At 73.1% G+C, this 14,889-nt stretch carries 12 protein-coding genes and 2 pseudogenes; 10 read left to right on the top strand and 4 right to left on the bottom strand.

Going from position 1 to position 14,889, the window contains the following annotated elements; all coding sequences use genetic code 11:
• Nucleotides 1–68: 68 nt before the first annotated feature.
• Nucleotides 69–674, bottom strand: a complete 606-nt coding sequence (locus tag AC1DWC_RS25565) for a GlcG/HbpS family heme-binding protein (protein WP_477912551.1) — start codon at nt 672–674, stop codon at nt 69–71.
• Nucleotides 675–889: 215 nt separating this feature from the next.
• Between AC1DWC_RS25565 and AC1DWC_RS25560 the strand changes: the two genes are divergently transcribed.
• The 7 genes from AC1DWC_RS25560 (at nt 890) to AC1DWC_RS25530 (ending at nt 8,150) form a co-directional block, all read left to right on the top strand.
• Nucleotides 890–2,074: a sensor histidine kinase gene (locus AC1DWC_RS25560; protein WP_477912548.1), complete on the top strand. Its 1,185-nt coding sequence runs from the start codon at nt 890–892 to the stop codon at nt 2,072–2,074.
• Nucleotides 2,071–2,697 carry a response regulator gene (locus AC1DWC_RS25555; protein WP_072842489.1) on the top strand — a complete coding sequence of 209 codons (627 nt, stop codon included), beginning with the start codon at nt 2,071–2,073 and terminating at the stop codon, nt 2,695–2,697. The genes AC1DWC_RS25560 and AC1DWC_RS25555 overlap by 4 nt, the downstream gene beginning before the upstream one ends.
• Nucleotides 2,694–3,110 carry a hypothetical protein gene (locus tag AC1DWC_RS25550; protein WP_477912555.1) on the top strand — a complete coding sequence of 139 codons (417 nt, stop codon included), beginning with the start codon at nt 2,694–2,696 and terminating at the stop codon, nt 3,108–3,110. Before AC1DWC_RS25555 ends, AC1DWC_RS25550 begins: the two co-directional genes overlap by 4 nt.
• A 79-nt stretch (nt 3,111–3,189) precedes the next feature.
• On the top strand, nt 3,190–3,903 hold the full coding sequence (locus AC1DWC_RS25545; RefSeq protein WP_477843276.1) for a phosphatidylserine decarboxylase: 714 nt from the start codon (nt 3,190–3,192) through the stop codon (nt 3,901–3,903).
• Nucleotides 3,904–3,950: 47 nt separating this feature from the next.
• The gene (locus AC1DWC_RS25540; protein ID WP_477912553.1) at nt 3,951–4,745 is read left to right on the top strand and encodes a CDP-alcohol phosphatidyltransferase family protein; all 795 of its coding nucleotides are present in this window, start codon (nt 3,951–3,953) and stop codon (nt 4,743–4,745) included.
• A 44-nt stretch (nt 4,746–4,789) separates the two neighbouring features.
• Nucleotides 4,790–5,911: an alpha/beta hydrolase family protein gene (locus AC1DWC_RS25535; protein WP_477912545.1), complete on the top strand. Its 1,122-nt coding sequence runs from the start codon at nt 4,790–4,792 to the stop codon at nt 5,909–5,911.
• A gap of 37 nt (nt 5,912–5,948) precedes the next feature.
• Nucleotides 5,949–8,150: an AAA family ATPase gene (locus AC1DWC_RS25530; RefSeq protein WP_477912543.1), complete on the top strand. Its 2,202-nt coding sequence runs from the start codon at nt 5,949–5,951 to the stop codon at nt 8,148–8,150.
• A gap of 55 nt (nt 8,151–8,205) precedes the next feature.
• On the opposite strand, the gene AC1DWC_RS25525 is transcribed toward AC1DWC_RS25530, so the two are convergent.
• Nucleotides 8,206–8,958 carry an isocitrate lyase/PEP mutase family protein gene (locus tag AC1DWC_RS25525; RefSeq protein WP_072842804.1) on the bottom strand — a complete coding sequence of 251 codons (753 nt, stop codon included), beginning with the start codon at nt 8,956–8,958 and terminating at the stop codon, nt 8,206–8,208.
• A 101-nt stretch (nt 8,959–9,059) separates the two neighbouring features.
• Here AC1DWC_RS25525 and AC1DWC_RS25520 point away from each other — a divergent pair, with 101 nt between their 5' ends.
• Nucleotides 9,060–10,475 (top strand): hypothetical protein, encoded by a 1,416-nt coding sequence (locus AC1DWC_RS25520; protein WP_477912541.1) that lies wholly within the window; start codon nt 9,060–9,062, stop codon nt 10,473–10,475.
• Nucleotides 10,472–11,815 (top strand): hypothetical protein, encoded by a 1,344-nt coding sequence (locus tag AC1DWC_RS25515; RefSeq protein WP_477912539.1) that lies wholly within the window; start codon nt 10,472–10,474, stop codon nt 11,813–11,815. The genes AC1DWC_RS25520 and AC1DWC_RS25515 overlap by 4 nt, the downstream gene beginning before the upstream one ends.
• 28 nt (nt 11,816–11,843) lie before the next feature.
• On the opposite strand, the gene AC1DWC_RS25510 is transcribed toward AC1DWC_RS25515, so the two are convergent.
• Nucleotides 11,844–12,509, bottom strand: coding sequence for a TetR/AcrR family transcriptional regulator (locus AC1DWC_RS25510; protein ID WP_477912537.1), 666 nt, complete (start codon nt 12,507–12,509; stop codon nt 11,844–11,846).
• A gap of 226 nt (nt 12,510–12,735) precedes the next feature.
• Here AC1DWC_RS25510 and AC1DWC_RS25505 point away from each other — a divergent pair.
• Nucleotides 12,736–14,106, top strand: a pseudogene (locus AC1DWC_RS25505) (DHA2 family efflux MFS transporter permease subunit); the annotation flags it as partial.
• Nucleotides 14,107–14,531: 425 nt separating this feature from the next.
• Here AC1DWC_RS25505 and AC1DWC_RS25500 read toward each other — a convergent pair.
• A pseudogene (locus AC1DWC_RS25500) lies at nt 14,532–14,633 on the bottom strand (HNH endonuclease); the annotation flags it as partial.
• Nucleotides 14,634–14,889 lie beyond the last annotated feature (256 nt).

Here is a 14,889-nt window from a genome sequence, read left to right as displayed (position 1 = left end):
GTCCGGGCCGCCGCAGGCGACGCTGACCGCGACGGCCCCGCCGAGGACGGCGACGGTCAGCGCACGCCTCACTGCAACGACCCCGCGATGGCGTCGAGGCCGGCCGCGGCGCACGCCTGGTCTGCCCGCCCGTCGGGCGCGCCGCCGACGCCGATCCCCGCGATCGAGGCGCCCGCCGCCTTCACCGTCACGCCGCCGGGCAGGAAGAGGGTGCCCGGCAGGTCCGCGACGGTCGCGCCGTCACCCTTCGCCCGGTCGACCAGGTCACCGGTGTTCGCGCCGAAGGCCGCCGCCGTGTACCCCTTCTGCCGGGATGCCTCGACGGTGTGCTCGGCCGCGTTGTCGCCACGCAACAGCGCCTGCACATTGCCGTTCCGGTCGACCACCGAGACCGTGACGAAGCCGAGCCCGTCGGCCTGGCACTTCGCGAGTGCGGCCTGCGCGGCCTTTCCGGCGGCCGCGACGGTCAGCCGGTTCGCCGTCACCGTGCCGCGTGCGGCCGGGTCGGCGGGGGTCTGGGCCATCGCTGCCACGGTGGTGACCGGCGTGGTCGACGCCGCCTTCTCGTCGATGCCGCTGCCGCACGCCGCGGTGGCGAGGACAGCCGCCAGCGGGACGGCGACGGCAAGGGTCCTGGGCAGTCGGCGGGAGAGGTTCAGGCGGGCGAGGTTCATCGGGGCCTTTCGGTAGCGGCTTCGCGGGCCGTGCGCGTTGTCCGCCCCGATCGGGGCGACCGGGACACACGGCCGGGCTGACGGGTTCCAGCGTCGCCGCCCGGCGCACCCACCCGCATCGGACGCACGTCTGCCTCCCTGTCAGCCGTCCGGTGCCGGCGAGATCATCCGAATGGCCGATCCGGCGGCGGCGCCCGCTCCGTAGGATCGGTCCGATGTCCAGCCCCGACACCGCTCGCCCGGACGGCGGCGCCCCGCAGTCCTGGGGCCCGCTCGACGTCGCGATCCACGTGTCCTTCTACGTGCTGCTGGCGACCTCCACCGCCCGCTACCTGACCTATCACGGGGTCAGCGGCCGGTTCGTCGTCGTCGCCTCACTGATCGCGACGTTGGCGGCCCTGTACACAGTGATCGTGGTCGCGTCCCGCCGCGGCGCCGACTGGCAGCCCTGGGTGTGGCCGGTGCTGACCACCTGGGCGGTGCTGGTGTGGCTGGCACCGAGCTTCGCGTGGTGCGCCTTCCCGATGTTCTTCCTGTGCACCCGCGCGTTCACCCGACGGACTGCGTACCTGATCGTCGCGCTGCTCGCCGTCCTCACCAGCGTGGCCTTCTTCAACTTCAGCGGCCGCACCGAGTGGGCGGTGCTGGTCGGACCGCTGTGCACCGGCGCCCTGGTCGTGCTGGCGTACGGCCAGATCGAGCGGAACAGCCGCGAGCGGGTGCGACTGCTCGAGGAGGTCGCGGCGGCGAAGACCCGGCTCGCCGAGACCGAACGGGACACGGGGGTGCGCGCCGAACGGGACCGGCTGGCCCGGGAGATCCACGACACCGTCACGCAGGGCCTGACCAGCAGCCTGCTACACCTCGAGGCCGCTGCCGAACAATGGGACCGACCCGGCTCCGAGGCCCGCGAGGAGGTCGCGGTCGCCACCGCCGCCCTGCGCGCGAACCTGGCCGAGACCCGGAACCTCGTGCACTACCTGGCCTCGCCGGACCTCGAGGCCCGGCCCCTGGACGCCGTCCTGCTCGACGCCGCCCGCGGGTACTTTCCGTCGGCGCGGCTGCGGGTGATCGGCACGCCGGTCCCGCTGCCCCCGGAGGTCGGGCACGCGCTGCTCCGGATCACCCAGAGCGCGGCCGCGAACGTGAAACGTCACGCGGACGCGCAGACTCTGGGGGTGACCCTGACCTACCTGCCGGATTCCGTCGCCCTGGACGTGTTCGACGACGGCCGCGGCTTCGCGGTGAACGAGGTGGCACCGGCCTCCGCGGCGGGCGGGTTCGGCCTGCACGCGATGCGGCAGCGGGCGGAGTCGCTGGGCGGCACCCTCACCGTGGAGAGTGCCCCCGGCGAGGGCACCGTCGTCGCCGCGCTGATCCCGGCGGGCGGCGCGCGATGAGCACGATCACCGTGCTGCTGGTCGACGACCATCTGGTGGTGCGCGCGGGCCTGCGGGCACTGCTGGACTCGCAGCCCGACATCGAGGTGACCGCCGAGGCCGAGTCCGGCGAGCAGGCCGTCGCGACGGTCGCGGAGCAGGTACCGGACCTGGTGATGATGGACCTCTCCCTGGGCGCGGGGATCGACGGCATCGAGGCGATCCGGCGGATCCGGGCGGCGCACCCCGACCTGCCGGTGCTGGTGTTCACCACCTACGACACGGACGCCGACGTGGTCCGCGCCGTCGACGCCGGCGCCATCGGCTACCTGCTCAAGGACTCGACCCCACCGGAGATCTTCGGGGCCGTCCGGGGCGCGGTCGCCGGACAGAGCGTGCTGTCCCCGCCGGTTGCCGCCCGGCTGCTGCACCAGATGCGCCGGCCCGACGAGGCGCTCACCGCACGCGAGGCTGAACTGCTCACCCTGCTCGCCGAGGGCCTGACCAACAAGGAACTGGGCAGGCGGCTGTTCATCAGCGAGGCCACGGTGAAGACGCACCTGGCGCACATCTACGCCAAGCTCGGCGTGGACAGCAGGGCGGGCGCCGTGTCGGCCGCGCTGCGCCGCGACGGGATCCGCTGAACGTTCGAAACGCCGCCCGGCCCCGCCTGTCGGTGCCCCGTCCTACCGTCGCGGTCACGCTGGCCCACTACATGGCGGACGTCCAGGACGACCCTGCCGACGAACTCGAGTGGGACCTGCGCGCGCTGCGGGCGGCGGACTCGCTCACCGACGAGCGCGCGCAACGGCACCACTCGTCGCTGCAGGTGACGGGCATCTACCCGTCGCTGCACCTGAACCTGGCCGCGGACTACGTCAAGCTCGGCGACGACGACTCCGCCCGCTCCCACCTGGACGCGGCCGAGGCCGTCTGCTCGGCGCTGCCGGACGACGGGTACGGGGCCACGATCCGGGGCGACGTCGCGCGACTGCGGGACCGGCTGGGCCCCACCGACCGGTTCCCGACAGCGCAGCGGGGTCCCCGTAGGCCCTGACCTCCGCTAGCCTGTGGTGATCCGCGGGCGGCCGTAGCCGCCGGGGGAAGATGCAGTCACCGAACAGTAAGAGGAGCCCGTGGCCCGCCGACCCACCCCGCTTGGTACACCGCAACCGACCGGCCTCGCGCACGTCGCCGACCTGGTCCGTAGCACGATTCCGCCGCTGCACCCGGCCGGCCTGCCGTTCGTGCTCACCCCGCTCGCCGTCGCCGCGCTCGCGCGCCGGCACCGGTGGGTCCGCCGCACGGCGCTCGCCGCCGCGGGTGCCAGCGCCGCCTTCTTCCGGCACCCGCACCGGGTCCCGCCGAACCGCGCGAACGTCGTGGTCTCCCCCGCCGACGGCGAGGTGGCGCTGGTCGACACCGCGGTGCCGCCAGCCGAGCTGAACATGGGTGAGAACCCGGTGCCGCGGGTGAGCATCTTCCTGTCCGTGCTCGACGTGCACGTTCAGCGCAGCCCCGTCGCCGGCGAGGTCCTCGCCGTCGTGCACAAGGCGGGCAAGTTCCTCTCCGCCGACCTCGCCGAGGCCAGTGACGCCAACGAGCGCAACTCGATGCTGCTGCGCACGTCGGGCGGCCACGAGATCGCCGTCGTGCAGATCGCCGGGCTCCTCGCGCGCCGGATCGTGTGTGACGCCAAGGTCGGCGACCGACTGCCGATCGGCGACACCTACGGGCTGATCCGGTTCGGCTCGCGGGTCGACACCTACTTCCCGGAGGGCACCACCCTGATGGTCGAGCGGGGACAGCGCGCCGTCGGCGCCGAGACTGTCCTCGCCCAGCTTCCGTGAACGGGCCCCGCCGCGTCGCCACCAGCGGGCTGCTGCTGCTGCCGAGCATGCTGACGATCCTGGCCCTGTGCGCCGGCCTGTCATCGGTCAAGTTCGCGCTGGAGGGCGACCTCGGCTCGTCGCTGGCGATGATCGGGGCGGCGGCGGTGCTGGACTCGCTCGACGGACGCATCGCCCGGATGCTCGACGCCACCACCAAGATCGGCGCCGAACTGGACTCGCTGTCCGACGCCATCTCCTTCGGCGTCGCCCCCGCGCTGGTGCTCTACGTGACGCTGCTCGACGGCAACAACGCCGGTTGGATCGTCGCGCTCGTCTACGCGGTGAGCATCGTGCTGCGACTCGCCCGGTTCAACACGCTGCTCGACGACGACACCGCGCCGGCCTACACCAGCGAGTTCTTCGTCGGGGTGCCCGCGCCCGCGGGAGCCCTGATCGCGCTGGCACCGATCGCCGCCTACCAGCAGTGGGGCGAGGGCTGGTGGTCGTCGTTCTGGCCGGTGGCCGTGTGGACCGTGCTGTCGGCGGCGCTGATCGTCAGCCGGATCCCCACCCTGGCGATGAAGACCTTCTCGGTCCCCCGCCGGATGGCGGCGCTGCTGCTGATCGGCGTCGCGCTGACCGCGGCGGCGCTGATCACCTACCCGTACGTGCTGCTGATCGTGCTGGTGGCCGCGTACCTGGCGCACATCCCGTTCGCCGTCCGCTCCAAGCGCTGGGTCGCCGCCCGACCCGAGGTGTGGGACGTCAAGCCGGCCGAGCGCCGTGCCATCCGTCGGGCACCCGACGGGGCCCGGCCCGGTCGCTCCGCGACCCGGCTCGGCCTGCGGCGCCCCCGCTAGAGGCCATGTCGGGCGGTGTCCGTTCCGCCCGATATGGTCGCCCCATGCGAACTGTGCGACGACGGTGGCTGGTCGGTGCGGCACTCCCGGTGCTCGCTCTCCTGGGGGTGACGGCCGCACCCGCCGCCGCCATCCCGCCTGCCGCCCCTGCACTGCCCGCCCTGCCGGACGCCGGCTCGTCGAGCGTGCCGGTCGGGAATGACTCCGAGGTGACCTTCGACTCGGATGGGCTCACCTTCCACGGCAGCGTGCGCACCCCGGCACGGACGACGCCCGGGGTCGCCGCGCTGCTGCTGCCCGGCAGCGGTCCGACCGACCGCAACGGGAACCAGCCCGGAATCACCTCCGACACCCTGCGCCGCATCGCCGACGGACTCGCCGAACAGGGCATCGCGAGCCTGCGGTTCGACAAGGTCGGATCGGGCGCGACCGGTCTCGCGGGCCTGACCCCGGAGCAGCTCGCCGAGTACGGGTTCACCGACCAGGTCGACCACGCGGCGGCTGCCGCCGAGCTGCTGGCCGAACGCACCGGCGTGCCCGCCGACCGGCTGGTGCTGCTCGGCCACAGCGAGGGCGGGCTCACCGCGCTGGCGCTGGCGCAGCGCGGCATCGGCCACGGCGGGCTCGGTCTGCTGGCGCCGCTGCCGATGCGCTACCTGGACCTGCTCACCGCACAGCTGCACACGCAACTCGACGCCGGGGTCGGGTCCGGCCGGATGCCCGCCGCGGACGCCGACGCGGTCCGTGCGAGCCTGCGCGCGAGCGTGGAGTCGCTGCGCACCACCGGGACTGTTCCGGCCGATCAGGATCCCACGCTCGCCCGGGCAGGGCTGAGCCCGGCGAACGCGCGGTTCCTGGCCGAGGCCGACGCGCTCGACCCCGTCGACCTGGCCGCCTCGGTTCCCGCGAGCACCCCGGTGCTGCTGACCTGTTCGGACAAGGACCTCCACGTCAGCTGCGGTCAGGTGACGGCCCTGCGTGAGGCCCTCGACACACGGACACCCGGGCACGCGGACACCACCTTCGTGCACTTCGCCAACGCGAGCCACCTCCTCGACGAACTCGGCCCGTTCCCCCCGAGCACCCTGGACGCCCTGGTGCCGCTGCCTGAGTCGACGGAGTTCGCGGCGGCGGCGCGCGACTGGTCGGCGCGGCTCGGCGGCTGACGGCACGCACCGGGCCGGCGACACTAGGCTGGTCCGCGTGACCACCCCGGAACTCACGCTCACCGCCCGGTTGAACACGTCCGCCGCCGACGCCCGCCGCGGGGTGGTGCGCCTGCACCCCGAGGCACTGGCCGCACTCGGGCTGCGGGAGTGGGACGGCATCGCCCTGATCGGCGCCCGCCGCACCGCCGCCGTGGTGGCCCGGGCGCCGCGCGGGACGCCCACCGGTACCGCCCTGCTGGACGACGTCACGCTGTCCAACGCCGCGCTCAAAGAGGATGCGCGGGTGGTGATCTCGCCGGTGACCGTGTACGGCGCGCGAGCCGTGACCGTGACCGGGTCCGCGCTGGCGGTGCAGTCCATCTCCGAGACCACCCTGCGGCAGGCGCTGCTCGGCAAGGTGCTCAGCGTCGGTGACACCGTCTCGCTGCTGCCCCGCGACCTCGGTCCCGGCACGTCCACCGCGGGTGCGACCCAGTCACTCTCGCGCACCTTCGGCGTCGCCTGGACCTCCGAACTGCTCACCGTCGCCGCGGTGGATCCGGCGGGTCCGGTGAGCGTGCAACCGAACTCGGCCGTCGGATGGGGCGCCGCGGGCGCGGTCCCGGCCGCGGCGCCTGCGGGCATCGCGGCCGTCGTGGGCACGGCGACACCGGCCGCGGCGAGTCCGGCCCCCCGGGTCGCGCCGCCCGCCGTCTCGGACCTGGTGGGTGTGGGTGCCCAGGCGGGCAAGCTCACCGAGTGGCTCACGCTCGCCCTGGACGAGCCGGAACTGCTACGGACGCTGGGGGCCTCACCCCACCTCGGGGTGCTCGTCACCGGACCGGCGGGCGTGGGCAAGGCGACGCTGGCCCGCTCGGTCCTGGCCGGCCGTGCCGTGACGGAACTCGACGGGCCCGCGGTCGGCGCGCTCGACTCCGCCACCCGACTGCAGCGAGTGACCGATGCCGTCGCACGGGTCGCCGGCGGGGCGGGCGGTGTACTGCTGGTCACCGACATCGACGCGCTGCTGCCCGCGCCGCCCGAGCCGGTGTCCACGCTGATCGTCGACGAACTGCGACGGGCCGTCGAGACCGCCGGCGTGGCCTTCGTCGCCACCACCGCGCACCCGGACGCGCTCGACCCCCGGGTGCGCGGCCAGGACCTCTGCGACCGCGAACTCACCCTGGCCCTGCCGGACGGCGCACAGCGCCGGGCGCTGCTCGAACTGCTGCTCCGCAAGGTCCCGACCGGCCACCTGACCCTCGCCGAGATCGCCTCACGCGCACCGGGGTTCGTCGCGGCCGATCTCGCCGCCCTGGTCCGCGAGGCGGCACTGCGGGCGGCCTCGCGCGCCAACACCACCGGCGAGGAGCCGGAGCTGCGCCAGGAGGACCTGGTCGGGGCGCTTGAGGTGATCCGGCCGCTGTCACGGTCCGGCACCGAGGAGCTGGCGGTCGGCAGCGTCACCCTCGACGACGTCGGCGACATGGTCGAGACCAAGCAGGCCCTCACCGAGGCGGTGCTGTGGCCGTTGCAGCACCCGGACTCGTTCGCCCGGCTCGGGGTGGACCCGCCGCGCGGGGTGCTGCTGTACGGCCCGCCCGGCTGCGGCAAGACGTACCTCGTGCGGGCGCTGGCGAGTTCCGGCCAGCTGAGCGTGCACGCCGTCAAGGGTGCCGAACTGATGGACAAGTGGGTCGGCGCCTCGGAGAAGGCGGTACGCGAATTGTTCCAGCGCGCACGCGATTCCGCTCCGTCACTGATCTTCCTCGACGAGGTGGACGCGCTGGCACCGCGGCGCGGGCAGTCGTCCGACTCCGGGGTGAGCGACCGGGTGGTCGCTGCGCTGCTGACCGAGCTCGACGGCATCGAACCGCTGCGCGACGTGGTGGTGCTCGGCGCCACCAACCGCCCGGACCTGATCGACCCCGCACTGCTGCGCCCCGGACGCCTCGAGCGCCTGGTGTTCGTGCCGCCGCCGGATGCCGAGGCGCGCAAGGAGATCCTGCGAACCGCGGGCCGGCCGGTACCGCTCGCGTCGGACGTCGACCTGGACGCCCTGGCCGTCGACCTGGAGGGCTACAGCGCCGCGGACTGTGCGGCGCTGCTGCGGGAGGCCGCGCTGGCCGCCATGCGCCGCAGCGTGGACGCCGCCGACGTGACCGTCGCCGACATCGCCGCGGCCCGTGAGGCGGTGCGGCCCTCGCTCGACGCCGAGCAGGTCGCCCACCTGCAGGCCTACGCCGACCGGCGCTGACCTACCCGAGCCCCGCGCCCGGTCGGGACGCGGCGGACTCGGGCGCCGCCTCGCGTTACTGCCAGCGGGCGAGCAGGGCGGTCGCGTGCGCGGACAGGGCGCCCTGCAGCAGCGGACCGAAGCTGACCCGGCCGACGCCGAGGTCCGCGAGCTTCGTCCGGTCACCGGCGGCCGGATCCGCAATCGCGTTGACCGGCAACGGCAGTGCTGCGGTCAACTGCCGCTGCACCTCGTCGGTGTGGAACCCGACGGGGTACAACACGTCCGCGCCGGCCTCCGCGGCCAGGGTCAGCCGCGCGATGGCGCGCTGCACGCGGTCCGCCTCGTCGCCGACCTGCTTCAGGAACAGGTCGGTGCGGGCATTGATGACGAGGTGCACACCGGACGCGTCCGCGGACCGGCGCAGCGCGCCGACCAGGTCCGCGTGCTCCTGGGCCTCACGCAGCCGGCCGCCCTCCCGGTGCACGGTGTCCTCGATGTTCAGTCCTACCGCGCCCACCTCGATCAGCCCGTTGATCAGGGTGTCGGGGTCGAGTCCGTAGCCCGACTCGAGGTCCACGGAGACCGGCAGGTCCACGGCGTTGGTGATCTGCGCGACGCGGATCATCACCTCCCCGAAGCTCATTCCCTCGTTGTCGGGCTTGCCGAGCGAGTTGGCGACCGGATGGCTGCCGACGGTGAGCGCCTGGAAGCCGGCCTGCTGCGCGAGGTCTGCCGACCACGCGTCCCACACGGTCGGCAGGATCACCGGATCGCCGGGCCGGTGCAGCCCGAGCAGGGTGGTGGCCTTTTCGGTGATCGATGTCATGCCGGCTCCTCGCGTGTGTGTGAACGTGAAGATCGTGGCACGCCCGCCGCGTCGATGCGACATTGGCGCGCCCGTCGGCAACTGTCGGTTAGCGTCGGCAAATGCCTGTCGATGCCCGCGCGGCCCTCTCCGCGCTGACCGCACTGCTCGGCGGCGCACTGGCCGCCTTCGTCCTCACCGCCCCACCGGGCGGGCGCTGGTCCGTGTCCGCGTCCGATCGCGAGCTGGACCGGTACATCAGCGCGCAGCCGACCGGCGTCGCGATGGGAGTGGTGCTGGCGGTGGTGGTGTACCTGCTGCTGCAGCACCGAGGGTCGCGGCGGCTGGCGTGGGCGACGATGGCGGCGGGTACCGCGGTGCTGGTCGGTGGCCGGTTCGCCGTGGTGGGGGTGGCCGGACTGGACGGTCTGACCGCGCTGCACTACCTCAAGACCGCTGCCGCGGGCGCGATCCTGGGCGCGGCGGTGGCGGCGGTGTGGGGGCGACGGGTTGGCCAGCTGACACTGACCCTCGGCGTGACGGTGGTGTTCCTCGCGGCTCCGGTGTTCGGGTCCGCCGCGGTCTCGTACAGCACGTCCGTGATCGGCGAGCCGTCCTGGTGGCTGCTCGCGGCGGTCGGGGCGGGCGCGGTCGCCTGCGCCGTGGTCGGGGACGAGGGCAGCCGGGTCCAGCGGGCAGGCGCGCACGAACTGCGAGTGGCGCTCGCCTCGGCGGTCGCGATCGCGGTGTCGAACCGGCTGCTGCTGGCCTGGATCGGGCAGCAGCCGGTGGACGCCTCCAGGTCCACCGCGTGGGCGGTGATCGCGGTGTCGGTCGCGGTGGTGCTGGTGACGACGGAGGTGTGCGCCCGGATGGCCGACGGGCCGGACGGCCGGTTCCTGTTGGGCGCCACGGCGATCGCGGCGGCCGCGACGCCGGTGCTGGCGGACCTGCGGGTGCCGCGACTCGGGGTGGCCGATTTCGGCGTGGCCCCGTGGGTCGCGGTGACGGTGGCCGTGCTCTCGGTCGCGGTCGGGCTGCGGGCGTCGATGCGCTGGCGGCTCCCGCTCGCCGGACTCGCGCTGGCGGCGGTGGTTCCGCTGCTCGCCGCGCTGTGGCCGGACCTCGGCAACAGCGGCGCGCTGCTGCTGGTGCGACTGGCGCTGGTGGGGGCCGGGGCCGGTCTCGCGCTGGGCGCCACCGCGCCCGGAGCCGCCGCGTTGGCCGCGACGGGACTCGGGATCCCGTTCGTGTCCACGGTCTTCTACGCCGTCGCGACGGTGCCCACGACGCGCACCGTCTTCGGCGGCAGCTACCAGCCGCTGCCGGGCCTCGAGACGAGCCGGGGCCCGGACGCCGTCCTCGACCGCGAGCTGCTGTCCATCCCGCACTACGACGACCGGCTCACCGGCATCGTGCTGCTGGTCGCGGTGGCCTTCTGCGCGTTCGGAATTCGCGCCCTCGGCCGTCCCCGGACTGCTCCCGCCCCCGATGCCCCCGATGCCCCCGATGCCCCCGACTCCACCGACGCCGCATGACCAACCGACTCGACACGACCGTCGACCGCCGGGGGCTCACCGCCCTCGAACTCGTCATCGCCTTCCTCGTATCGGCGACCGCGGGCTGGGTGCTGGTCGCGCCCGTCGCGGCAGGCTACGCAATCGGCGGGACCCGAGGCGAGCTGCAACTGGTGGCGACCAGTCGGCCGTTGGCCGCGGCGATCGGCGTGCTGCTGGCGATCGTGACTGCGGCACTCCTCTCCCGCCGCACCGACACCCGGGCGGCCCGGCCGGTGTCCCTCGTGGGCCTCTCGGTGATCGTCGGGGCGGCGCTGGTGAGCGACCAAGTGCAGCAACTGGAATGGGTGATCGCGCAGCAGTACCTGTCCGGCTTCGGTGCCGGCCTCGCCCTCGGCGGCTGCGCGGTGGCGGCCGCGGGACGTCGGTCGTCGACGGCCGCGCTCGCCGGTGGCGCGCTCGCGGCATTCCTGCTCGCGGTCGACATCACCCAGACTGCGGCCATGTCCGAGGGCAGCGGCTCGACGGCGTACTCGCTGGAGGCGTCCCACGGCCTGGTCGCCGCCCCGCCGTGGTGGCTGTTGCTACCCGCGATGGGCTTCTCGATCGCGGGCGCTCTGGCGGGGCGTCGAGCGTCGAATGCGTTTGCGCCGCAGCCGTCCCGGGCGGTGGTCTCGGGACTGATCGTGGTGGTGGCGGGTTTGGGCACCAATGCCGCGACAGTGGCGCATCTCGACAGCTGGGCGGTGGCGGTGCCCGCGACCGCGGTGTTCGCACTGGCCGTGGTGTTCGCCGCGTACCGACTCGACGGCCGTGACGGCCAACTGCTGCTGACCGCGACCGCGGTGGCGGCCGCGTCCGCGCCGCTGATCGCTGGAGCCGGCATGACCTGGATCGGCGTGGCGATCGTCGCCGCGACACTCGCCGTCGGTCTGGTGGTCGGCCTCCGGTGGCCGCGGGCCACACTGGCACTGGTGCTGCTCGCCGCGATCTCCGCGTCGGGGATGGTCGCGACGAACGACCTGTGGTTTGTCGACGGCATCCGCTACCTCGCGCTGGCCCCTGTCGCCGGCTACGCGCTCGGGTCGGCGACGAGAACCTCCGCGGTGTCCGGCGTCGTCGGGCTGTCGGTGCTGTTCGTCCCGACCGCGCTGAGCGTCGCCGGGCAGGGCTCGGAGGCCGACGACTACTGGGGCAACCTGTCGCCGGTCGCGGTGCTCGAGCGCGGCATGATGTCGCCCACTCCCCCGGATCCTCGCGGCCTCGCGCTCGTCATGACTCTGGTCGTCGTCGGCATGGCGGTGGCCCTCCGGGTCCTGCGGGCGCGGCGCCCGGAGACCGAGCCGGTCTCCGCCGCCTAGGAGCGGTACCGACTACCGGCAATGCCGACTAGGAGCCGTGCCGCGCGGCCTTGGCCGCCTCGACCTGTTCGTCGGTCAGCGGGGGGATGTCCAGCACCGAGCGCCCGAACCCCTCGGCCCGCATGCCGTCGAGCATGATCGCCAGGTAGCGGCGCCAGGCCTCGGGCGCGACCGGTCGGGCGAAGTCGATGACCGCATCGACCATGCAGCTGACCGCGAAGAGGTCGTTCACCTCGAGGTCGGGGCGCAGCACGCCCGCGGCCTTGGCCCGCTCGACGAGCTTCTCGATGGCGGGGCCGACCCGCTTGCGCGCGCACGCGATCTGCTCGCGACCGTCGTCGACGCTGAAGAAGACGTCGCCGAGCCCCCGGTTCAGGGACATCCACTCACAGGTCAGGGCGAGGAAGTCGACCAGGGCCTCCCAGGGGTCCTCCTGCAGCAGCGCCGCGTCGGCCGCCTCGGCCATGTCGTCCATGCGCTGCTCGAAGACCCCGTCGACCAGTTCCTGCTTGCAGGTGAAGCGCCGGTACACCGTGCCGACGCCCACCTTCGCGTGCCGGGCGACGTCGTCGAGGGTGATGTCGATGCCACGGGTCGCGAAGAGGTCGGCCGCTGCGTCGAGGATCTTGCGCCGATTGCGTTCGGCGTCGGCGCGCAGCCTGCGCCCTGCTGTGACGGTGCTCACGATCCTCATTCTGTCATCCCTGGTAGCTCGATTCTGCCGGCCCCGGAAACCCGACATCTCGGGCAGTCCGCAAACTGGGCCGGAACTAAGTGGAGACAACTCCTCCACTTGGGCGTACGGTGACCTAAGTGGAGATTACTCCTCCATTTCAACCTCGGCACTCAGACGCAGCGGTGCACTCAGACGCCTGGCCCCCGCAGACGCCGGCACCACCGAATCCATGGAAGGCGTTCCCATGACCACCACCACGATCGATCCACCGGAGACCGGGCAGGGCGAGCAGACCAGAGAGCACCGCCTGCGCTGGTTCGTCCTGGCCGTCATCGGGCTGGCACAGCTGATGGTGGTGCTGGACGCCACCATCGTGAACATCGCCCTACCCGCGGCGCAGCAGTCGCTCGGGTTCTCGGACGGCGACCGGCAGTGGGTCGTGACGGCCTACGCCCTGGCCTTCGGCTCGCTGCTGCTGCTCGGCGGCCGGCTCAGCGACCTGTTCGGCCGCCGCAACACCTTCGTCATCGGACTGGTCGGCTTCGCCGTCATGTCCGCGGTCGGCGGGGCCGCGGTGAACTTCCCGATGCTGGTCGCGGCCCGGGCCGGCCAGGGCGTGTTCGCCGCCCTGCTCGCACCCGCGGCGCTGTCGCTGCTGGCGACGACCTTCACCGAGCCCGGCGAGCGGGCCAAGGCGTTCGGCATCTTCGGCGCGATCGCGGGCGCGGGCGGCGCGGTGGGACTGCTGCTCGGCGGGGTACTCACCGAGTGGACCTCGTGGCGCTGGAGCCTGTACGTGAACCTCGTCTTCGCCGCCGTCGCGCTGGTCGGCGCCCTGATGATGATGGCGCCGCACAAGTCCGAGCACCGGCCCCGCCTCGACATCCCCGGCACGATCACGGTGTCGGCGGCACTGTTCAGCATTGTCTACGGCTTCTCGCATGCGGAGTCGCACGGCTGGTCCAACAGCGCGACGATCGCCTGGCTGGTGGCGGGCGTCGTCGGGTTGGCGGTGTTCGTGGTCATCGAGATGCGCGTCGCACACCCGCTGCTACCGCTGCGGATCGTGCTCGACCGCACCCGCGGCGGGGCCTACCTGGCCATGTTCGTCACCGGATCCGGCATGTTCGCGGTGTTCCTGTTCCTGACCTTCTACCTGCAGACCGTGCTGCAGTACAGCCCGATCGTCACCGGCCTGGCGTTCCTGCCGATGGTCGCGGGCATGGTGGTCTCGGCGACCACCGCCACCGGAGTGCTGCTGCCGCGGGTCGGGCCCCGGTTGCTGATCACCACCGGGCTCGTCGTCGCCGCGCTCGGCATGGCGCTGCTCGCCCAGCTCACCGTCGAGAGCACCTACGCCCTGCACATCCTGCCCGGCTTGGTCCTGCTCGGCGCCGGCATGGGCATGGTCGTCGCGCCCGGCATGCAGGCCGCGATCACCGGCGTCGAACCGGAGGACGCCGGCGTCGCCTCCGCGACGGTGAACACGATGCAACAGGTCGGTGGCTCGATCGGCACCGCGCTGCTGAGCACTGTCGCGGCCACCGCGGCGACCCAGTACCTCACCGGCCTGGAACCCGGCCCGCAGACCATGGCGATGGCCGCGGTGCACAGTTTGTCTCGGCCGCAACCGGTCCGACTGTGGTGGGTGTACAGGTCTTTTGGCGAGCGGGCCTGTGCCTGCGGGTCAGACCGTGTGGATCGCGCGCCGGTTGTGGGCCGGCCGTGGTCTTCGCGACGGGTCCACCCACGCTGGCGGGGTGAACGACGGGAACCCGTACGATTCGATCTGCACAGACCAGTGGTTCCTGTGGATGATCGTGTGGTGCTTCTTGCAGAGCAGCACGAGGTTCGACAGGGCGGTGGGTCCGCCATCGGACCAGTGCTGGATGGGGGCACCTCCCTGCACGAAGTGCTTGGGGGAGGGTGGGCTTCGGTCCACGCCGCGGGGCGTCCGCAGCCGGGGAACGCGCAGCCGCAGTCCCTCGCGACCAGCGCCTTCCGTAGTTTCGGGGAGATGACACGGGTGGTGCGGCCCACGTCGAGGGGCTTGCCGCCCCGGTCGACAAAGATCGGGGTGACGGTTGCGTCGCAGGAGATGCGGGCGGCGACGGCGGCGGAGACGGGGCCTGCCCAGGGCATGCTGGCGTGCCTTCTGCGGCGGTACCGGCGGGGTGGCCTGAAACCGGCGGGGCTGGTGCAACCCTCGTGCTCGCCGACGGGTCCGGTTGCGTTGTCGGAGTGGTAGACCCAGCCGTTCCCCACCCAGGCACCGGTCGCGGGGGTGGGCGCCGTCGCCGCCACCGCGTCCTTGAGTGCGTCGACGTCGATGGTGACCGTGACGTGCGGGCGTTCCCCACCTTCCATCGGGCCACGAGCGTTGTCGAGGTGTCCGCGG

The organism is Rhodococcus sp. P4_C10, assembly GCF_056402135.1.
The sequence above is the reverse complement of the archived record's forward strand: the minus strand, read 5'-3'. Positions and strand labels throughout refer to the sequence as shown.